This window comes from Amycolatopsis sp. NPDC004378, from assembly GCF_053602455.1.
In genome coordinates, this window is sequence record NZ_JBSGDR010000002.1 from 657,840 (window position 1) to 677,996 (window position 20,157).

Consider the following 20,157-nt stretch of genomic DNA (forward strand, 5'->3'; position numbering starts at 1 on the left):
CGCGCGGCGTCCAAGGAGGACACCAGGCCGTGGCGTTCCCCGGTGTCACTGCTCCTCGGCGGCGAAGTCGTGCGCGTAGGTCTTGGCGTCGACCAGGTGCTTGAGGGTCAGCTCGCGGGCGGCGGCGGGGTCGGACCGGCGGATGGCGTCGAGGATGGCCCGGTGGTCGTCGACGGCCTTGCGGATCTGGCCGGGCAGCCGCAGCGCGGCCCGCCGCTCCTCGCCGACCAGGGCGAGCACGGACCGCAGCAGCCCGGCGACGTCGTCGTTGCCCGCGTTCTGCGCGATGACCCGGTGGAACTCGGCGTCGGCGGCGATGACGTGCAGCATGTCCCCGTCCTCGGCGGCCCGCGCCATCTCGGCGACGTTGTCCTCGAGCCGGCTCACGGTCTTGGCGGTGGCGTGCCGGGCCAGCCGCTCGGCGAGCGTCGGCTCGACGGTCGCGCGCAGGTCGAACAGCTTCTCGACGAGCTGGTCGTGCTCGGTGAACCAGGTCCGCAGGGGCTGTTCCCGCTGCTCACGGACGTAGGTGCCGGAGCCCGCGCGGATCTGGACGTACCCGATGGAGTCGAGCACGCGCAGCGCCTGCCGCAGCGACCCCCGGCTGATGCCGAGCTCTTCACAGAGCACGCGCTCGGCAGGCAGCCGGCTCCCGGGCGCCAGGTCCCCGGAGTCGATCCGCGCCCGCAACCGGTCCACGGTCGCGCTCCAGACCTGCTCGGTGTCCACACGCCCATCCTCTCAGCTCCGGAAACCGTCGGTGGTGACTGTCATGATCACGCGATGACCGCACGGTTCAAGGACCTCGCGCTCGACGCGAACGACCACCAGGCGCTGGCGGACTGGTGGTGCCGGGCGCTGGGCTACGTCCGCCGGGACTCGCTGACCGGCGACACGCGCCCGGACGACTGGCCCGTCCCGATCGTCGACCCCGCCGGCGTGGGGCCGCTGATCTGGCTCAACCCGGTCCCGGAGCGCAAGACGGTCAAGAACCGCATGCACCTGGACGTCTTCGGCGACCCGGCGGAACTTCGTGCCCTGGGCGCGGCGCTGCTCCGCGAGCGCGGCGGCGACGTCGACTGGGAGGTGATGGCCGACCCGGAAGGGAACGAGTTCTGCGTCTTCACGCCGCGGTGAATGTCCGACCGGACACATCTGCGTCGCGGGAGCGGCCCACGATGCTTAGGCTCCGCACGTGATTGCTAAATGACGTGGTGGCACGCGGTGATCGTCGTGGTCGCCGGGATCTGGGCAGGCACCATCAACGCCGTCGTCGGGTCGGGGACGCTCGTCACCTTTCCGGTGCTCGTCGCGCTCGGGTACCCGCCCGTGACCGCGACGACGTCCAACGCGATCGGGCTCGCGCCCGGCACGCTCAGCGGCGCCTGGGGGTACCGGCACGAGCTCACCGGCTACTGGCGGCAGGTCGCCCGGTTCGCGGTCGCGTCGTTCCTCGGCGCGATTGGCGGCACCGTCCTGCTGCTGTCGTTGCCGAAGGACGCCTTCGAAGCCGTCGTCCCGGTGCTCGTCGGGCTCGCCGTGATCCTCGTGATCGTGCAGCCCAAGGTGTCGAAGTGGGTCGCGAAGCGCCGCGAAGAGAACGGCGAAGAGCACAAAGCCGGTCCGCTGCTGATGTTCTTCATCTTCCTCATCGGCATCTACGGCGGGTACTTCACCGCCGCGCAGGGCGTGATGCTGATGGCCGTCATGGGGATGCTGCTGTCGGAACCGCTGCAGAAGCTCAACGGCGTGAAGAACGTGCTCGCCGCCGTCGTCAACGTCGTCGCCGGGGTGATCTACGCGTTCGTCGCGCCGATCAGCTGGCCCGTCGTGCTGTGGCTGGCCGTCGGGTCGACCGCCGGCGGCTTCCTCGGCGCGAAGATCGGCCGGAAGCTGCCGCCGGCGGTGCTGCGCGGCGTGATTGTGGTGATCGGCGTCGCCGCCGTGATCCAGCTGGTGGTCAAGCAGTTCAGCGACTGAATTCCCGCGCCGCGGCCAGGAAGAGGTCGTTCTCCTCGCGGGTCCCGATGGTCACGCGCACGCCGTCGCCGGCGAAGGGCCGCACCACCAGCTTGCGGTCCAGCGCGTGCTCGGCGAACGGCACCGCCTGCTCACCCAAGGGCAGCCAGACGAAGTTGGCCTGCGTCTCGGGCACCTGGTAGCCGGCCGCGATCAGCTCGTCGCGGACCCGGCCGCGCTCGGCGACGATCTCCTGGCAGCGCTCCAGCAGTTCGTCGGCGGCGTCGAGGGACGCCAGCGCGGCGACCTGGGCCAGCATGTTCACCGAGAACGCGACGTACACCTGGCGGAGCGCGTCGGCGATCGCCTCGGGCGCGACGGCGTAACCGACGCGAAGGCCCGCGAGGCCGTACGCCTTCGAGAACGTGCGAAGCACCATGACGTTCGGGCGCGTGCGCGTGTACTCGACGCCATCGGGCACCTCAGTGTCGGTGACGAACTCCTTGTACGCCTCGTCGAGCACGATCAGCACGCGCTCGGGGACGGCGTCCATGAACCGCTCCAGCTCGGCGCGCCGGATCGCCGTCCCGGTGGGGTTGTTGGGGTTGCACACGAAGACCACGCGCGTCCGGTCGGTGATCGCCGCGAGCATCGCGTCGAGGTCGAGCTCCTGGCCCTCGGTGATCGGGACCAGCACCGGCTTGGCGTGGGCCACCTGCGTCACGATCGGGTAGGCCTCGAACGAGCGCCAGCCGAAGAGGACCTCGTCGCCCGGGGCGCAGGCCGCCTGGATCGTCTGCTGGCAGAGCGACACCGAGCCGCAGCCGATGGCGACCTTCTCCACCGGCACGTCCAGCTCGCGCGCCAGCCGCTCGCGCAGCGCCTGCGAGCCGGTGTCCGGGTAGCGGTTGATGCCCACCGCGGCCTCGGCGATCGCCCGCGCGACGCTCGGCAGGGCGCCGCCGGGCACCTCGTTGCTCGCCAGCTTGATGGCGCCTTCGATCGTCCGGCCGGGGATGTATTTCGGCAACGATTCGAGATCGGCACGAGGGGACACGGACGACATCTTCGGCGCTCCTCCGATTGAACGGGACGACCCCGTCACCGTATCTTTTCCGCCCTCCGCCCCGCGACTCCCTTCAGGCGGTACCTCGATCGGCCACCTGGTTAACTGGGTTCCTTCCGTTCACCTCCAAGTGATTGAGTGACGCAATGACGTCGACCAGCACCGTGGACTACCAGCGCACCGACGGCCGCGCCCTGCGCCTGACCTTCTCGGCGCCCGAAGGCGCGTTACGCGGCGGCTTGGTGGTCCTGCACGAGGCGGACGGGGTCACCGACGGGGTGAAACTGCTGCTCGCGAGCCTCGCCCTCGAAGGCTGGCTGACCGTCACCCCGCACCTCGAAAACGCCGAGCTGACGCAGCAGGACCTGCTCGACGCGACGGACATCACACTCGCCTGGCTCGTCGAGCGCGGCGTCCAAGCCGACCTGCTCGGCGTGATGGGCTTCGACCTGGGCGGCACCGCGGCTCTCGTCGTCGCTTCGCACCGCAAGCTGGGTGCCGCCGTCAGCGTCGGCGGGCAGCAGGCCGCCGAACTGCCCGCGCTGGTCGAGATCGCCGGGAAGCTCACCAGCCCGTGGCTCGGCATGTACGGCGACGAGGGCGACGAAGCGGGCGGCGCCGAGGTCGAGCGGCTGCGCGACGCGGCGGCGTCGGCGAAGGTCGCCACGAACGTCGTCCACTACCCGGGCGCGAACCACCGCTTCGACGCCGACCCGGGCGCGGCCGCGGAAGCCTGGCAGCGCACCCTGAACTGGTTCGACGCCCACCTGCGCTGATCGCGATCACCGATCCGGCCAGAAGTAGGCCGGCCCCAAGCGATGGCGACCGTTGCCACGAAAGCCATCCGGCCGCAGCTGTGGTCGGATGGGTGATGAACGGCACAGTACAGTCGTGACGTGACGCACACCGCCGACGCCCCCGAAGTGCTCTGGCGCCCTGAGCCGAGCCACGTTGCCGACACCAAGATCGAAGCCTTCCGCCGGTGGCTGCGTGCCGAACGCGGCGTCGAGGTGGACGACTACCGCTCGCTCTGGGAGTTCTCGGTCGAGCACGTCCCGGACTTCTGGTCGGCCGTCGCGGACTTCCTCGGCGTCCGCTGGCACGACCGGCCGGGCGAGGTGCTCGCGGGCGGGATGCCGGACGCCGTGTGGTTCGACGGCGCCACGCTGAACTACGCCGAACACGCGCTCACCCCCGGCGTCGCGGGTGCCGCGAAGGGCGACGAAGAGATCGCCGTGATCTTCCACCGCGAAGACGGCTTCGCGGCCCAGCTGACGTACGGCGAGCTTCGCGCGCAGGTCGGCGCGGCCCGGGCGGCGTTGCTCGAACTGGGCGTCGGCAAGGGCGACCGCGTCGTCGCGCTGGCGCCGAACTGCCCGCAGACGCTCGTCGCGTTCCTGGCGACCGCGAGCGTCGGGGCGATCTGGTCGTCGTGCTCGCCGGACTTCGGGGTCCGCGCGGTCGCGGACCGCTTCGTGCAGATCGAGCCGAAGGTGCTCTTCGCGGTCAACGCCTACGCGTACAACGGGCGCGAATTCGACATCCGGACGACGGTCGCCGACCTGCAGCGGCAGCTGCCGTCGCTCGCCGCGACCGTGCTCGTCGAGTACGTCGGCGAAGGCCGGATGGCCGGCGCGCACGACTGGGCCGAGCTGCTCGCGCGGCACGAAGGCGCGCCCCTGCTGTTCGAGCCGGTCGAGTTCGCGCACCCGCTGTGGGTGCTCTACTCCTCCGGCACCACCGGCCTGCCGAAGGGCATCGTGCACGGTCACGGCGGCATCACGCTGGAGCACCTCAAGGCTCTCGCGCTGCAGACGGACCTCGGGCCCGGCGACCGGTTCTTCTGGTTCAGCACCACCGGCTGGATGATGTGGAACTTCCTCATCTCGGGCCTGCTGGTCGGCACCACGGTCGTCCTCTACGACGGCAGCCCCGGGTACCCCGACCTGAACGCGCTCTGGCACCTGGCCGAGCAGCACCGCGTCACGTACTTCGGCACGTCGGCGCCGTTCATCCAGAGCTGCCTCAAGAAGGGCATCAAGCCCGCGGAGCGCTACGACCTCACGGCGTTGCGCGCGCTCGGCTCGACCGGGGCGCCGCTGAGCGTCGAGGGCTTCCGGTGGATCGTGAACGAGGTCGGCGCGACCGTCCAGATCTGCTCGGTCTCCGGCGGCACGGACCTGTGCGCGGCGTTCGTCGCGTCGGCGCCCGACGTCCCGGTGTGGCTGGGGGAGCTGTCCTGCCCGGCGCTCGGCGCCGCGGTCAACGCCTTCGACGAGGCCGGCCACGCGGTCGTCGAGCAGGTCGGCGAGCTGGTCATCACGAAGCCGATGCCGTCCATGCCGGTGTTCTTCTGGAACGACCCCGACGGCTCCCGGCTGCGTGAGGCGTACTTCGAGATGTACCCCGGGCTGTGGCGCCACGGCGACTGGATCCGGGTCACGGACCGCGGCTCGGCGGTGATCTACGGCCGCAGCGACTCGACGCTCAACCGCGGCGGCGTCCGGATGGGGACGGCCGAGTTCTACCGGGTGGTCGAGGGCTACGACGAGGTCACGGATTCCCTGGTCGTCGACACCTCGGCGGCCGGGAACGAAGACGGCGAGCTCATCTGCTTCGTCGTGCTCGCGGACGGCGTCGCGCTCGAGGACGTCGAGCCGCGCCTGCGCAAGGAGCTCCGTAGCGCCCTGTCACCGCGGCATGTACCCGATCGATTCATAGTGGTTTACGAGATTCCTCGTACCTTGAACGGTAAGAAGTGTGAGGTACCGGTGAAGAAGATCCTCGCCGGTGTGGCTCCCGACCGGGCCGTCAGCCGCGACGCGCTGGCCAACCCGGCCGCCTTGACGCCGTTTGTGGAGCTCGCCGGGGGGTAGACGGGGGAAGCATGATCGCTCGCAACGGGTTGCACAGGTGGTGACGGGAACCAGAGCGCAGATCACCTGGCAGGTGGCCGGAGCCACCACCGTGGGGGTGATCACGTGGGTGACCCGGCTCGCCGGACTGATGACGCTCGTGTCGGTCCTGGTGCCGGCCGGGCGCCGAAACCTGCGCGGGCACCTGTCGGAGTGGCTGGAACTGCCGCAGGAGGCGACCGTCGCGGCGGCGACCGTGGCGCTGGTCACGGGCGTGCTGCTGCTGATGCTGGCCGCGGGCCTGCGCCGCCGCAAGCGCCGGGCCTGGCAGCTGGCCGTCGGCGCGACGGTGCTGCTGACGCTTTCGCACCTCGGGCTCAGGCACGTCTTCGCCGCCGGGGTGGTGTCGGTGGTGCTGCTGGTGGGCCTGATCGCGAACCGGCGCTACTTCGTCGCGAAGCCGGACCCGGTCGCCGGGCGCTGGCGCGCGGTGCGCGTGTTCCTGCAGCTGGTGCTGGCCGGGCTCGTGCTCAACGTCATCCTGCTGTCGGTGGCGTCGCGGGCGGTGCTGGAGCCGCTGAGCTTCCCGGACCGGCTCGCGGAGGCCGCGCTCGCGCTGGTCGGGGCCAGCGGTCCCGCGGTGTTCCACCAGATGTGGCTGGAGGACATGACCGCGGCCGTCGGGCTGCTGTTCGGGCTCGCCGCGGTCCTGGTGTCGGCGTACTTCCTGCTGCGGTCGGCCGAGCCGGCGCCGCGGCTGACCGACGAAGAGGTGGCCCGCCTGCGCAAGCTGCTCGACGAGCACGGCGAGCGTGACTCCCTCGGTTACTTCGCGCTGCGCCGCGACAAGTTCGCGGTGTTCTCGAAGACGGGCAAGGCCGCCGTCACCTACCGCGTGATCGCCGGCGTGGCGCTGTGCTCGGCCGACCCGCTGGGCGACCACGAGGCGTGGCCGGGCGCGATCGAGGAGTACCTCGAGGTGTGCCGGCGCAACGGCTGGATCCCGGCGGCGATGGGCGTCTCGGAGCTCGGCGCGACGGTCTGGGCCCGGTTCGGCCTGGAGGTCCTGGAGATCGGCGACGAAGCCGTGGTCGACGTCGAGGGCTTCACGCTGGACGGCCGGGTGATGCGCGGCGTCCGCCAGGCGGCGGCCCGCACGAAGCGCGCGGGCTACAAGGTGCTGGTGCGCCGGGCCGAGGACCTGCGCGAAGGTGAGCTGGACGAGCTGGCGGCGCTGGCCGCGAACTGGCGCGGCACGGAGACCGAGCGCGGCTTTTCGATGGCGCTGGGCCGCATGGGCGACCCCGGCTCGGTGCTGGTGACGGCCGAACAGGGCGGCCGCGTGCGGGGCGTGCTGCAGTTCGTGCCGTGGGGTGCGAAGGGCCTGTCGCTGGACGTCATGCGCCGCGACCGCACGGCCGACAACGGCGTCAACGAGCTGATGATTTCGGAGCTCCTGCTGGCGGCGCGTCGCCACGGCGTCGAGCAGGTGTCGCTCAACTTCGCGGCGTTCCGCGCCCTGATGGAACAGGGCCGCCGGATCGGCGCGGGCCCGGTCGCCAAGACGGCGGCGAAGGTCCTGCACTTCTTTTCCCGCTGGATCCAGATCGAGACGCTCTACCGGTTCAACGCGAAGTTCCAGCCGCGCTGGGTCCCCCGCTACCTGGTGTACCCGGGCGTGCGCGAACTCCCGCGCGTCGGCATCGCGACGTTCGAGGCGGAAGGCCTCGGCGGCCGCTCTCCGCGCCTGCTCAGGCTGCTGCGCCGGGCGTGAGGGGGGTGCTGTTGGAGGGTGATCGGGGGGTGTGTAACCTATCTGAGCAGTGGTCGTTGGGCCCAGGAGGCTTCGCCTAGTCTGGTCTATGGCGCCGCACTGCTAATGCGGTTGGGGGTAACCCCCCCTCCCGGGTTCAAATCCCGGAGCCTCCGCTGGTGCCCGGTTCGCCGGGTGCTAGGTTAGAGAACAACTGAACACGCGCCCGTAGCTCAGCTGGATAGAGCATCTGACTACGGATCAGAAGGTCAGGGGTTCGAATCCCTTCGGGCGCACGTCTGGTTGAGACAGCAAAGGCCCCTCCGGTTCGCCGGAGGGGCCTTTCTCATGCCTCCGTTTCCGGGGGCGGAATCCGCGGTCGAGCGATCGCGCGGCCGCCGCCGCGCAGGGCCGGATCCGCCTCGCCGCGACTGCTTTGCGTAACTGGACTGGACCAGTGAACACGCCAACGTCGCAGCTGGTCAGGCGGCGTTCGGCACTCTCCGTACTCGTGCTTCCCTAATTGGTCTGGACCACGTACCGTCTTCGCAAACGGCGCAAAACACCGTCTCGGTCCCCCGTGGTGTGCGCTGTCCTCGCACCTGGTCCAAGGGAGAGCAATGTCCAGAAAGAGATGGCACCTCCTCGGTCTGTTCACCGCGGTCGGCGCGCTCGCGGTCGGACTCGTCACCGTGCCGGCGAGTGCCGCCGGTGGCGTCAGCGCCGGCTTCACCAAGGGCTCCGACTGGGGCACCGGCTACGAAGGCAAGTACACGATCACCAACGGGTCCGGCTCGACGCTGGCCGCCTGGACGGTCGAGTTCGACCTCCCGTCCGGCGCGACGATCTCCTCCCTCTGGGACGGCAGCTACACCGCGTCCGGCCAGCACGTCACCGTGAAGAACAGCTGGAACGGCAACGTCGGCAACGGCTCGACCGCCAGCTTCGGCTTCAACGTCGCCTACTCCGGCACCTACTCGGCGCCGTCGAACTGCAAGCTGAACGGCGGGTCCTGCGACGCCGGCGGGGGCACCCCGACCACCACGCCGACGACCCCGACGCAGCCGACGACCACCCCCACGACCCCCACCACCCCGCCGACCACGACCACGCCGCCGCCGTCCGGTGGGTCCCTGAAGAACGTCGGCTACTTCGTGCAGTGGGGCGTCTACGGCCGCAACTACCACGTCAAGAACATCGAGACGTCGGGTTCGGCGAGCAAGCTGACCCACATCAACTACGCGTTCGGCAACGTGAAGAACGGCCAGTGCACGGCGAACGACGACCCGTACGCCGACTACCAGAAGACCTACGACGCGGCGGGCAGCGTCGACGGCGTCGCCGACACCTGGGACCAGCCGGTCGCGGGCAACTTCAACCAGCTGCGCAAGCTGAAGAAGCTGCATCCGGGCCTCAAGGTGATCTGGTCGTTCGGCGGCTGGACCTACTCCGGTGGCTTCGGCCAGGCTTCGCAGAACGCCGCCGCGTTCGCGCAGTCCTGCTACAACCTGCTTAAGGACCCGCGCTGGGCGGACATCTGGGACGGCATCGACATCGACTGGGAGTACCCCAACGCGTGCGGCCTTTCCTGTGACACCAGCGGTGCCGCGGCCTACAAGAACCTGATGGGCGCGCTGCGGGCCAAGTTCGGCTCGTCGTTCCTCATCACCTCGGCGATCACGGCCGACGGGAGCAGCGGCGGCAAGCTCGACGTCGCCGACTACGGCGGCGCCGCGCAGTACGTCGACTGGTACAACGTGATGACCTACGACTACTTCGGCGCCTGGGCCGCGCAGGGTCCGACGGCCCCGCACTCGCCGCTCACCAACTTCAGCGGCATCCCGACGCCGGGCTTCTACTCCGACGCGGCGATCCAGAAGCTGAAGAGCAAGGGCGTCCCGTCGAGCAAGCTGTTGCTGGGCATCGGGTTCTACGGCCGCGGCTGGACCGGAGTCACGCAGAGCACGCCGGGCGGCACCGCGACCGGTCCCGCGCCGGGCACGTACGAGCAGGGCATCGAGGACTACAAGGTCCTGAAGAACACCTGCCCGTCGACCGGCACGTTCGCCGGCACCGCGTACGCGAAGTGCGGCAGCAACTGGTGGAGCTACGACACCCCGGCGACCATCGGCGGGAAGATGTCCTACGCCAAGCAGCAGGGTCTCGGTGGCGCCTTCTTCTGGGAGCTGACCGGTGACACCACGGGCGGCGAGCTCATCACCGCGATGAAGAACGGCCTGTCGTGAGCCGCCGGTGGGTGCCCGCACTCGGGCTCGCGGCCGCGGCCGCCACGATCGGCGCGCTGTTCGTGATCGCTCCGGCGAACGCGGCGGGCGGCGTGTCCGCGACCTTCTCGAAGGGCTCCGACTGGGGCACCGGGTACGAAGGCAAGTACACGATCGCCAACGGCTCGGGCTCGACGCTGGCCACCTGGACCGTCGAGTTCGACCTGCCTTCGGGCGCGAAGATCTCGTCGCTCTGGGACGGTAGCTACACGGCGTCGGGCCAGCACGTCACGGTGAAGAACTCGTGGAACGGCAACGTCGGCAACGGCGCGTCCGCCAGTTTCGGGTTCAACGTGGCGTACTCCGGTTCGTACGTCGCGCCGTCGAACTGCAAGCTGAACGGGGGTTCGTGCGCCGCCGGGGGCACACCCCCCACGACCACACCGCCGCCTACGACGACGCCCCCGCCCACGACCACCCCGCCGCCGGGCACCGGTGGCAAGGGCGCGCCGTACCTGTACATGGGCTGGGGCAGCCCGCCGAACCCGCAGACGGTGATGAACGCGACCGGCGTCAAGTGGTTCACCATGGCGTTCATCAACGCCTCCGGTGGCTGCAACCCGGCGTGGGACAGCAGCCGTCCGCTTTCCGGCAGCGCGGACGCCACCGCGATCTCGCAGATCAAGGCGGCGGGCGGCCAGGTCGTCCCGTCGTTCGGCGGCTGGAGCGGCAACAAGCTCGGCCCGAACTGTTCGACGCCGGCCGCGCTGGCCGGCGCCTACCAGCAGGTGATCAACGCGTACGGGCTCAAGGCGATCGACATCGACATCGAGAACTCCGACGAGTTCGAGAACGAGGCCGTCCAGGACCGGATCCTGGGCGCGCTGAAGATCGTCAAGCAGAACAACCCCGGGATCCAGACGATCCTGACGTTCGGCACGTCGACGACCGGCCCGAACTACTACGGCAACCGGCTCATCGACCAGTCGAAGGCCCTGGGCGCCAACGTGGACGTGTACACGATCATGCCGTTCGACTTCGGCGGCGGCTCGAACATGTACACCAGCACGGTGAGTGCGGCGAACGGCTTGCGCGACAAGCTGAAGTCGACGTTCGGGTGGAGTGACGCCACGGCGTACAGCCACGTGGGCATCTCGGGCATGAACGGCCTGTCCGACCAGCAGGAGCTGACCGATCTCTCGACGTGGACCCAGATCACCAACTGGGCCAAGACGAACAAGATCGGCCGCCTGGCGTTCTGGTCGGTCAACCGCGACCGGGGCTGCCCCGGCGGCGGCGTCCAGTCGGCGTGCAGCGGCATCGCCCAGAACGACTGGGACTTCACCAAGGTGACGGCGGGCTTCTGACGGTCTGCCGCGGCTGGTCGTGGGTGTTCGGGGCGGTGCCAACCGCCCCGAACACCCACGACCTAGTGGCCCACGAAGAAGTGCCAGCCGACCCACCACCAGGCCAGCACGAACGCGATCCGCGCGCTGCGCCGCCGCATCACCACGGCCAGCACGCTCGTCAGCTTCGGGATCCGCTTCGGCCACACGTGGCTCGCCACGCCCAGCCCGATCGCCGCCAGGACGATCAGCCCGAACCCCAGCTCGGTGATGACCCGGGTGCTCATGACCGTCTCGCCGTCGCCGCCGCGCGCAGCATCGCCAGGCCCGCCGCCAGCCAGCCCGTGATCGCCAGCGCCTGGACGACCCGGCTGGTCAGGAGCGGGTCGACCAGGTCGCTCATCGTCGGGTGGGTCAGCGACAGCCCGCCCGCCGCCTGCTCGTAGACGAACGACAGCAGCTCCCAGCCGCACCAGCTCAGCGCGACCGCGGACCACAGCCACGCCCGGCGCGGCACCGGGCGGTCGGCCGGCAGTGACGGGTCCCGCCACTCCGCGAACAGCGCCACCAGCCCGATCGCGGAGATCGCGACCGCCACCGGGACGCTGTCGCGGCCGAACGCCAGCACCAGCAGCCCGGCCGCGACCACCGCGAACCCCGGCACGCGGAACGGCTCCCCGAGCTCCGCGATCTCCTCGCGCGGCCGTTCGGTGATCAGGAGGACCAGCGTGACCGCCAGGAAGATCAGCGCGTCCGCGGGCGCGCCCCGGATCCAGTGCGCGATCGCCGCGAGGACGAGCGCGATGACGGGGAGGTCGACGGTGAGCGAGCGACTGGGGAAGCCGAGAGCCATGGCGTAGCTCCTTCGCGACAGGTCCTTGTCCTTGCTAACAAAAAACCCGCCGCTCGGCTACCGCATTCCGCCCTCAGAGCAGCTTGACGGCGTCCCCGATCGCCTGGTCGAGGATCGACACGCCCAGCGAAATCTCCTCTTCGGACGCCGTCAGCGGCGGGGCGATCCGGAACACCCCGCCCATCCCCGGCAGCTGCACGATGTTCATGTGCAGCCCCAGCTCGAGGCAGCGCTGCGTCACCCGGGCGCCCAGCTCGTCCGAACTTTGCTTGGTCTGGCGGTCCACCACCAGCTCCAGCCCGGCCAGCAGGCCGCGGCCGCGGAGGTCGCCGACCACCTCGTGGCGCTCGGCGATCCCCTCCAGACCCTGGCGGAGCACCGCGCCCAGCGAAAGCGCCCGTGCGTCGAGGTGGTCGCGGGACAGCACGTCCAGCACCGTGTTGCCGACCGCCGCCGGGAGGGGGTCCGCCACGTGCGTCGTGAAGAACAGGAAGCCGCGCTCGTGGGCCTCCTGCTCGATCTCCGCGCTCGTCAGCACCGCCGCGAGGGGGAGGCCGGCGCCGAGCGTCTTGGACAGCGTCAGGATGTCCGGGACGATGCCGTCGCGCTCGAACGCGTACCAGTTCCCCGTACGGCACAGGCCCGTCTGGGCTTCGTCGAGGATCAGCAGCATGCCGCGTTCACGGCACTTCTCCCGCAGGGCGGCGAAGTAGCCGGGCGGCGGTTCGATGATGCCGCCGGAACTCAAGATCGGCTCGACGATGCACGCGGCGAGGCTGCCGACCGACTGCGCGTCGATCAGGTCGAAGCCGAAATCGAGCTGACGCCGCCAGTCGAGCTCGCCGTCGGCGTCGGTGAAGTCGGGGCGGTACGCGTTCGGCGCCGGGATAGCGAAGTTGCCGGGCGCGGCGGGCCCGTAACCCTTGCGGCCGGCGCTGTAGGTCGCGCTCGCCGCGGCCTGGGTCATGCCGTGCCACGACCGGGCGAACGAGACGATCTCGTGCTTGCCTGTGACGAGCTTCGCCATCCGGATGGCGGCCTCGTTCGACTCGGCGCCGGTGGTGAGGAGGAGGGCCTTCTCCAGCGGCGCCGGGAGCGTCTCGGCGAGCCGCCGGGCGAGGTCGACGACCGGGCGGCTCAGCATGCCGCTGAACAGGTGGTCGAGCCTCGCGGCCTGCCGGGTCACGGTCTCGACGATCTCCGGGTGCGAGTGCCCCAGGATCGCGCTCATCTGGCCGGAGGTGAAGTCGAGGATGCGACGGCCGTCTTCGGTGAAGACGAAACTGCCTTCGGCGCGGTCGATGATCTCGCGCGTGAAGGCGCCGCCGTAGCGGACGAGGTGCTTGTCGACGTCGGACCAGAAGGAAGCAGCCATGGCATCGACGGTAAGTCCGCACCGAGCGCCACGTCCATCTCACGATTCCGGCTTTCTTGTTCGAGTTTTCCGCACAAGAATGGGGCGATGCTGAACCCGTGGCGCCTGAGGCTGCTGAGCCGGCTCGACACCCTGGGCACGGTCCGCGCGGTGGCGCAGGACGCGAACCTGAGCGCGTCGAGCGTGTCGCAGCAGCTGGCCGTGCTCGAAGCGGAAACCCGCACCCAGCTGCTGGAACGCACGGGCCGCCGGGTCCGGCTGACGCCGGCGGGCCTGATGCTGGCGCGGCGCGCGCGGGCGATCCTCGACCACATGGACACGGTCGAGGCGGAGCTGCGCAGCCTCGGCGAGGAGCCGGTCGGCCAGGTGCGGCTGGGCGCGTTCCAGAGCGCGATCCACACGATGGCGGTCCCGGCGGTGACCCGGCTGGCGGGCGCGTACCCGCACCTGGACGTCGAACTGCTGGAGCTGGAACCCCACGAGAGCATCCCGGCCCTGCGCGGCGGCGACGCGGACGTGATCATCACGACGACGGACTTCGTCGAGCTGCCCCTGGGCCCGGACCTGGACATCGTCCCGCTGGCCTCGGACCCGATCGTCCTGGTCTCCTCCGGCGACTCCCCGAGGGGGCCGGTCCCGCTCTCGGCCTACGCGGATTCGCCGTGGGCGCTGGACATGCCGCAGTCGTACATGGCCAACCTGACGCTGCGCCTGTGCCGCGAGTCGGGCTTCGAGCCGCGGGTGGTGTGCCGGTTCAGCAACTACCTGATGACCTTGCAGCACGTCGAGGCCGGGTTGTCGATCGCGTTGCTGCCGTTGCTGGCGGTGGACCGGCGCTACCGGGTGGTGACGCGGGAGCTGGCCTCACCGGTGACCCGCACGATCGCGGCGGTGGTGCGCCGGGGAACGCCGCTGCGCGCGGGGGTCAACGTGGTCCTCGACGCCCTGCGGCAGCCGCCGGACCTGCCGGAACTGGCCGCCTGGGTGGAGGAGAGCGCAGACTGAGCGGGTGCGCGTGGCGATCAGCGTCACCGGGGTGGTGCAGGGCGTCGGGTTCCGGCCCTTCGTCCATCGGCTCGCGCAAGGGCTCGGCGGCTTCGTCGGGAATGACGGGCGCGGGGTGTTCATCGAAGTCGAAGGGACGCGCGACCAGGTGGCGGCCTTCGTCGAGGCCCTGACGAAGGATGCTCCGCCGCTTGCGGTGGTCGACGAGGTCCGGACGCGCGAGGTTCCCTCGCGCGGGGAGCGCGGCTTCCGGATCGTGGCCAGCCCGGCCGACGGCACCGCCGACACGCTCGTCTCCGCCGACTCCGCCACCTGTGACGACTGCCTGCGGGAGCTGCGAGACCCCGCCGATCGACGTTATAGGTACCCCTTCGTCAACTGCACCAACTGCGGGCCGCGGTTCACGATCGTCAAGGGCGTGCCCTACGACCGTCCGCTCACGACCATGGCCGCGTTCGCGATGTGCGCTCTGTGCAAGCGGGAGTACGAGGATCCAGCCGACCGGCGGTTCCACGCCCAGCCCGTCTGCTGCCCTGCCTGCGGGCCCACGCTCAGGTTCGAACCCGGCGGCGGGGACCCGATCCCGGCGACCGTCGCGGCGATCGAGCAGGGTGCCGTCGTCGCCGTGAAGGGGCTTGGCGGCTATCACCTCGCGGTCGGTGCGCGGCAGGAAGAAGCCGCGAAGACGTTGAGAACACGGAAGCACCGCGAGGACAAGCCTTTCGCCGTCATGGTGGCCGATCTCGGGCAAGCCCGGGAGATCGCTCACGTCGGCGACGAAGCCGCGCGGGTCCTTCAAGGACGGCGGCGGCCCATCGTGCTGCTGCCCTCCAAGGGAGGCCTTGCTCAGGCCGTCGCGCCCGGGAACCGGCGGATCGGGCTCATGCTGCCCTACACGCCGCTCCACCACCTGCTGCTGGACCAGACCGGACCCCTCGTGCTGACCAGCGCCAACGTCTCCGACGAACCCATCGTCCACCGCGACGAAGACCTCGGCCGGCTCGAGGGCATCGCCGACGCCCACCTCACCCACGACCGGCCGATCCACATCCGGACGGACGATTCCGTGGTGCGCATCGTCGGCACGAAACCGCAGCTCCAACGGCGTTCGCGCGGCTACGCGCCCGAGCCGATCCGGCTGGAAACGAAGAAACACCTGCTCGGCTGCGGTGCCGAACTCAAGAACACCTTCTGCCTCGCCAAAGGCCACCACGCCTTCGTCTCCCACCACATCGGCGACCTGGAGAACTACGAGACCCTCAAGTCCTTCACCGAGGGCATCGAGCACTTCAAACGCCTGTTCGCGATCGACCCGGTGCTCGTCGCGCACGACCTCCACCCCGAGTACCTGTCCACGAAATACGCCCTGGACCTGGACATCGACCTGCTCGGCGTGCAGCACCACCACGCCCACATCGCCGCTTGCCTTGCCGACAACGGCGAGGACGGCCCGGTGCTCGGCGTCGCCTTCGACGGCACCGGGTTCGGGCCCGACGGCACCATCTGGGGCGGCGAGTTCCTCCTCGCCGACCTGACGTCCTACCGGCGGCTCACGCACCTCAAACCGGTCGCGATGCCGGGCGGCACCAGCGCGATCCGGCAGCCGTGGCGGATGGCAGCGTCCTATGTGGACGAACTCGGGCGGCCGGCGCGCGAAGACGTCGTCAAGCTCAAGCGCAGTGGCCTCAACTCACCGCTGACGTCGAGTGCCGGCCGCCTCTTCGACGCGGCCGCCGCGCTGCTCGGGGTCCGGGACACCGTCAACTACGAGGGCCAGGCCGCCATCGAGCTGGAACAGCTGGCCGATCCCGGCGAGCAGGCGGGCTACCGGGCGCGGATCGACGACGTCGTCCACGGCGAAGACCTCATCGCCGCGCTCCTGGACGACAACGCCACACCGGCGAAGAGAGCTGCCCGGTTCCACAACGGGGTCGCCGCCGCGATCGTGGACACCTGTGACCGGCTGAGGGACCGCAGCACCACGGTCGCGCTGTCCGGCGGGGTGTTCCAGAACGTCCTGCTGCTCGACCGGACCGTGGCCGGCCTCGAACACCGGGGGTTCCGCGTGCTGACCCACCGGAACGTGCCGGCGAACGACGGCGGGATCAGCTTCGGTCAGGTCGCCGTAGCCAGTCGTACCACGCGGTGAGGCCGTCGCCGCGGGTCGCGCTGACCTGCAGCAGGGCCGCCGACGGGTTCACCCGGCGGACGTCCCGCTCGAACTCGGCGACGTCGAAGTCGACGTACGGCAGCAGGTCGACCTTGTTCAGCAGCACCAGGTCCGTCGCGGTGAACATGTGCGGGTACTTCAACGGCTTCCCCGGTCCTTCGGTCACGGAGAGGATCACCACGCGGGCCGCCTCGCCGAGGTCGAACAGGGCCGGGCAGACGAGGTTGCCGACGTTCTCGATGAACAACGTCGAACCCCGGGCGGGCGACAGCGAATGCAGAGCCCGGTGCAGCATCGACGCGTCCAGGTGACAGCCCGCACCCGTGTTGATCTGGACGACCGGCGCGCCCGTCGCCTTGATGCGTTCGGCGTCCAGCAGCGTCTCCTGGTCGCCTTCGATCACGGCGCAGGGACCATCGAGAGCGAGGATCGTCCGTTCCAGCAGCGTCGTCTTCCCGGCACCCGGCGAGCTCATCAGGTTGACCGCGAAGACGTCCGAAGCGCGCAGGTGCGTCCGGTTGTGCGCCGCCAGCTCGTCGTTCTTGGCGAGGATGTCCTGCTCCAGGACCACGGTGTGCGCGTGGTCGGTGATCCGGACGTCCGAATCCGAGCAGCCGCAGGTGTCACACATGGCTGACCTCCACCGAGGTGATGCGCAGTTCGCGGCCCGCCAGCACCGACGCGTTGGCGCTGCCGCAGGGACACAGCACGATGAAGTCGTCGAGCGAGAACTCCTCGCCGCAGTCGCGGCAACGCGCTCGCCCGGACGGCTCGGCGATGTCGAGCCGGGCGCCTTCCAGGGACGTCCCCGTGCAGAGGACGTCGAAGCAGAAGCGGACGCTGTCCGGGACCACGCCGGACAGCCGGCCGATCTCGAGCCGCACGCACGACACCGGCGCCTCGCCGAGGCGGGCGACGATCGCGTCCACGACCGACTGCGTGATCGCCATTTCGTGCACTAGCAGATCCTCGGCAGCGGGTCCCCGACCAGCAGGTCCACGATCCGGGTGCCGCCGAACGCGGTGTTCAGCAGCACGATGCCCGGCGGGTCGCCGGCGACGCGCCCGATCACCGCGGCGTCCGCGCCCAACGGGTGTGCGCGCAACGCGGCCAGGGCATCGGCGGCCTGAGTGCCGTCGACCACGACGACGATCCGGCCTTCGCAGGCGACGTACAGCGGGTCGATGCCCAGCAGTTCCGACGCGCCGCGGACCTCTTCCCGGACCGGGACGGCCTTCTCGTCGACGACCACGGCGACTTCGGCGGCCTTCGCGATCTCGTTGAGGATCGTCGCGACGCCGCCGCGGGTCGCGTCCCGCATCGCGCGCACGCCCGGCACCGCGGCCAGCAGCCCGGCGACCAGGTCGTGCACCGGCGCGGTGTCGGACTCGAGGTCGGCGTCGATGTCCAGTTCGCCGCGGGCCAGCATGATCGTGACGCCGTGGTCGCCGATCGGCCCGGAGACGAGGACGGCGTCTCCGGGCTTCACGGTGGCGACGCCGAGCCCGGTGCGGGTCAGGACGCCGACGCCCGCGGTGTTGACGTACACGCCGTCGGCCTTGCCGCGCTGCACGACCTTCGTGTCGCCGGTGACGATCTGGACGCCCGCCTCGAGGGCCGCGGTCTTCATCGAGTCCACGATCTTCAGCAGGTCTTCGACCGGGAAGCCCTCTTCGAGGATGAACCCGGCGGTCAGGTAGAGCGGCCGCGCGCCGGACACGGCGAGGTCGTTCACCGTGCCGTTGACGGCCAGGTCGCCGATGTTCCCGCCGGGGAAGAACAGCGGCGAGACGACGTAGGAGTCCGTCGTCAGCGCCAGCCGCGCGTCGCCGACCGTCAAGGACGCCGCGTCTTCGAGCGGTTCCAGCAGCGGGTTGCGGAACGCGTCGAGGAACACGGCCTCGATCAGCGTGTGCGTCGACTTGCCGCCCGCGCCGTGCGAAAGCGTGATGCGCTCTTCACGCACCTTCGCGCGCCGGCGCCGGGCGCGTTCGATGCGGTCGAGGACCTGCTGCTCGCGTTCGGTGGTGGTCATGCGCGGCTCGCCTCCCGGACGCGCTGACGGCTGAACCGGCCGAAGTTGTAGTACGCCGCGCAGGCGCCTTCGGGCGAGACCATGCACGTCCCGATCGGTGTCTCCGGGGTGCACGCGGTGCCGAACACCTTGCACTCCCACGGCTTCAGCACGCCCTTGAGCACCTCGCCGCACTGGCACGCCTTCGGGTCGGCGACGCGCAGGCCCGGGATCTCGAAGATCCGCTCGGCGTCGAACGCGGCGTACTTCGCGCGGATCGCCATCGCCGAGTGCGTGATGAACCCGAGGCCGCGCCACTCGAAGTAGGGCCGCAGCTCCATGACCTCGTTGATGGCCTTCAACGCGACGAGGTTCCCGTCCCACGGGACCACGCGCGAGTACTGGTTCTCCACTTCGGAGCGCCCGGAAGACAGCTGCAGCATCAGCATGTAGATCGACTGCAGGATGTCCAGCGGTTCGAACCCGGCGACGACCACGGGCTTGCCGTAGTCGCGGGCGATGAACTCGTACGGCCGGCAGCCGATCACGGTGGACACGTGACCCGGGCCGATGAAGCCGTCGAGCCGCAGGTCGGGGGAGTCGAGGATGGCCTTGATGGCCGGGATGATCGTGACGTGGTTGCCGAACACCGAGAAGTTCTCGATGCCTTCGGCGGCCGCGCGCAGCAGCGTCATCGCGGTGGACGGCGTCGTCGTCTCGAAGCCGATGGCCATGAACACGACGCGCAGGTCCGGGTTCTGCCGCGCGATCTTCAGCGAGTCGAGCGGCGAGTAGACCATCCTGATGTTGGTGCCTTCGGCGTTGGAGTCGAAGAAGTTCCCGCCGGAGCCGGGTACGCGCATCATGTCGCCGAACGACGTCATGAGCACGCCGGGCTGCCGGGCGATGTGGATGGCGTCGTCGATGCGGCCCATCGGGATCACGCACACCGGGCAGCCCGGCCCGTGCACCAGCGTGATGCTTTCGGGCAGGTAGTCCTCGAGGCCGTGTTTGTAGATGGTGTGCGTGTGCCCGCCGCAGACCTCCATGAACTTGTAGTGGCGGCCCGGCTCGCACAGCGACGTGATCTTCGCGGACAGCGCCCGCGCCTTCTCCGCGTCGCGGAACTCGTCGACGAAACGCATGACGACTCCTACTCGATCCGGGATTCCAAGAGCGCGGCCATTTCGTCCTCGTACGCCTTGCCGATGCTCTCGAGGAACTCCAGGGCGGCCGCGGCCTCCTGCTCGTCTATTTTGGACAGTGCGAAGCCGACGTGGATGAGGATCCACTCGCCGGGCTTCGGCGGGTCGTCGTCGAGCAGGCCGATGTTGATGGTGCGCTTGACACCGCTCACCGACACCTTGGCGAGGTCCGGTCGCTCCTCGCTGATTTCGATGATCTCGCCCGGGATCCCGAGGCACACGGCCGTTACATCCGGCTCATCTCGAGGTACCGCCGGATGTCGGGCTCGAACTGCTTCACGAGCCAGGTCACCCCGCCGAACAGCAGGACCAACAACAGCAGGCGCTTCAT

At 70.0% G+C, this 20,157-nt stretch carries 20 protein-coding genes and 2 tRNA genes; 11 read left to right on the forward strand and 11 right to left on the reverse strand.

Translation table 11 applies throughout. From position 1 onward, the window contains the following. Positions 1–45 precede the first annotated feature (45 nt). A complete protein-coding gene (locus ACWEN0_RS10850) occupies positions 46–729 on the reverse strand; it encodes a FadR/GntR family transcriptional regulator (RefSeq protein WP_451971549.1) in 684 nt (227 codons plus the stop codon). Positions 730–783: 54 nt separating this feature from the next. Between ACWEN0_RS10850 and ACWEN0_RS10855 the strand changes: the two genes are divergently transcribed. Together ACWEN0_RS10855 and ACWEN0_RS10860 are read left to right on the forward strand one after the other, a co-directional pair. Further along, the gene (locus ACWEN0_RS10855) at positions 784–1,137 is read left to right on the forward strand and encodes a VOC family protein (protein ID WP_451971552.1); all 354 of its coding nucleotides are present in this window, start codon (positions 784–786) and stop codon (positions 1,135–1,137) included. Positions 1,138–1,206: 69 nt separating this feature from the next. Continuing rightward, positions 1,207–1,980, forward strand: coding sequence for a sulfite exporter TauE/SafE family protein (locus ACWEN0_RS10860; RefSeq protein WP_451971555.1), 774 nt, complete (start codon positions 1,207–1,209; stop codon positions 1,978–1,980). Here ACWEN0_RS10860 and hisC read toward each other — a convergent pair. Further along, positions 1,970–3,025 carry a histidinol-phosphate transaminase gene (hisC, locus tag ACWEN0_RS10865; RefSeq protein WP_451971558.1) on the reverse strand — a complete coding sequence of 352 codons (1,056 nt, stop codon included), beginning with the start codon at positions 3,023–3,025 and terminating at the stop codon, positions 1,970–1,972. The genes ACWEN0_RS10860 and hisC overlap by 11 nt on opposite strands. 146 nt (positions 3,026–3,171) lie before the next feature. Here hisC and ACWEN0_RS10870 point away from each other — a divergent pair, with 146 nt between their 5' ends. From ACWEN0_RS10870 to ACWEN0_RS10900, 7 genes are all read left to right on the forward strand, one after another. Beyond that, positions 3,172–3,801, forward strand: coding sequence for a dienelactone hydrolase family protein (locus ACWEN0_RS10870; RefSeq protein WP_451971560.1), 630 nt, complete (start codon positions 3,172–3,174; stop codon positions 3,799–3,801). A 120-nt stretch (positions 3,802–3,921) separates the two neighbouring features. Further along, positions 3,922–5,901 carry an acetoacetate--CoA ligase gene (locus ACWEN0_RS10875; protein WP_451971563.1) on the forward strand — a complete coding sequence of 660 codons (1,980 nt, stop codon included), beginning with the start codon at positions 3,922–3,924 and terminating at the stop codon, positions 5,899–5,901. Between the two features lie 37 nt (positions 5,902–5,938). Further along, complete coding sequence (locus ACWEN0_RS10880; RefSeq protein WP_451971566.1) at positions 5,939–7,654, forward strand: phosphatidylglycerol lysyltransferase domain-containing protein; 1,716 nt, start codon at positions 5,939–5,941, stop codon at positions 7,652–7,654. Positions 7,655–7,719: 65 nt separating this feature from the next. After that, positions 7,720–7,809: transfer RNA gene (locus ACWEN0_RS10885), tRNA-Ser, on the forward strand. A gap of 46 nt (positions 7,810–7,855) precedes the next feature. Then, positions 7,856–7,929: transfer RNA gene (locus tag ACWEN0_RS10890), tRNA-Arg, on the forward strand. A gap of 324 nt (positions 7,930–8,253) precedes the next feature. Beyond that, positions 8,254–9,879 (forward strand): glycosyl hydrolase family 18 protein, encoded by a 1,626-nt coding sequence (locus ACWEN0_RS10895; RefSeq protein WP_451971569.1) that lies wholly within the window; start codon positions 8,254–8,256, stop codon positions 9,877–9,879. Next, the gene (locus ACWEN0_RS10900) at positions 9,876–11,225 is read left to right on the forward strand and encodes a cellulose binding domain-containing protein (protein WP_451971572.1); all 1,350 of its coding nucleotides are present in this window, start codon (positions 9,876–9,878) and stop codon (positions 11,223–11,225) included. The genes ACWEN0_RS10895 and ACWEN0_RS10900 overlap by 4 nt, the downstream gene beginning before the upstream one ends. A gap of 62 nt (positions 11,226–11,287) precedes the next feature. On the opposite strand, the gene ACWEN0_RS10905 is transcribed toward ACWEN0_RS10900, so the two are convergent. The 3 genes from ACWEN0_RS10905 to ACWEN0_RS10915 form a co-directional block, all read right to left on the reverse strand. Next, positions 11,288–11,491: a DUF6186 family protein gene (locus ACWEN0_RS10905; protein ID WP_451971575.1), complete on the reverse strand. Its 204-nt coding sequence runs from the start codon at positions 11,489–11,491 to the stop codon at positions 11,288–11,290. After that, positions 11,488–12,057, reverse strand: a complete 570-nt coding sequence (locus ACWEN0_RS10910; RefSeq protein ID WP_451971578.1) for a hypothetical protein — start codon at positions 12,055–12,057, stop codon at positions 11,488–11,490. Before ACWEN0_RS10910 ends, ACWEN0_RS10905 begins: the two co-directional genes overlap by 4 nt. A gap of 73 nt (positions 12,058–12,130) precedes the next feature. Beyond that, entirely contained in the window at positions 12,131–13,432 is a 1,302-nt protein-coding gene (locus ACWEN0_RS10915; RefSeq protein ID WP_451971580.1) for an aspartate aminotransferase family protein, read from the reverse strand. Between the two features lie 87 nt (positions 13,433–13,519). On the opposite strand from ACWEN0_RS10915, the gene ACWEN0_RS10920 reads away from it, so the two are divergent. Continuing rightward, the gene (locus ACWEN0_RS10920; RefSeq protein WP_451971583.1) at positions 13,520–14,437 is read left to right on the forward strand and encodes a LysR family transcriptional regulator; all 918 of its coding nucleotides are present in this window, start codon (positions 13,520–13,522) and stop codon (positions 14,435–14,437) included. A gap of 4 nt (positions 14,438–14,441) precedes the next feature. After that, a complete protein-coding gene (gene hypF, locus ACWEN0_RS10925; RefSeq protein ID WP_451971586.1) occupies positions 14,442–16,586 on the forward strand; it encodes a carbamoyltransferase HypF in 2,145 nt (714 codons plus the stop codon). Here hypF and hypB read toward each other — a convergent pair. The 6 genes from hypB to ACWEN0_RS10955 are packed head-to-tail and all read right to left on the reverse strand — an operon-like array spanning position 16,543 to position 20,157. Further along, positions 16,543–17,238, reverse strand: coding sequence for a hydrogenase nickel incorporation protein HypB (gene hypB, locus ACWEN0_RS10930; RefSeq protein ID WP_451971589.1), 696 nt, complete (start codon positions 17,236–17,238; stop codon positions 16,543–16,545). The genes hypF and hypB overlap by 44 nt on opposite strands. Beyond that, positions 17,231–17,566 (reverse strand): hydrogenase maturation nickel metallochaperone HypA/HybF, encoded by a 336-nt coding sequence (locus ACWEN0_RS10935; RefSeq protein WP_451971592.1) that lies wholly within the window; start codon positions 17,564–17,566, stop codon positions 17,231–17,233. The genes hypB and ACWEN0_RS10935 overlap by 8 nt, the downstream gene beginning before the upstream one ends. Beyond that, the gene (hypE, locus tag ACWEN0_RS10940; protein ID WP_451971595.1) at positions 17,566–18,642 is read right to left on the reverse strand and encodes a hydrogenase expression/formation protein HypE; all 1,077 of its coding nucleotides are present in this window, start codon (positions 18,640–18,642) and stop codon (positions 17,566–17,568) included. The genes ACWEN0_RS10935 and hypE overlap by 1 nt, the downstream gene beginning before the upstream one ends. Then, positions 18,639–19,766 carry a hydrogenase formation protein HypD gene (hypD, locus tag ACWEN0_RS10945; protein WP_451971598.1) on the reverse strand — a complete coding sequence of 376 codons (1,128 nt, stop codon included), beginning with the start codon at positions 19,764–19,766 and terminating at the stop codon, positions 18,639–18,641. Before hypD ends, hypE begins: the two co-directional genes overlap by 4 nt. A gap of 8 nt (positions 19,767–19,774) precedes the next feature. Further along, the gene (locus ACWEN0_RS10950) at positions 19,775–20,047 is read right to left on the reverse strand and encodes a HypC/HybG/HupF family hydrogenase formation chaperone (RefSeq protein ID WP_364595210.1); all 273 of its coding nucleotides are present in this window, start codon (positions 20,045–20,047) and stop codon (positions 19,775–19,777) included. Positions 20,048–20,052: 5 nt separating this feature from the next. Further along, positions 20,053–20,157 (reverse strand): DUF6893 family small protein, encoded by a 105-nt coding sequence (locus tag ACWEN0_RS10955; RefSeq protein WP_451971601.1) that lies wholly within the window; start codon positions 20,155–20,157, stop codon positions 20,053–20,055.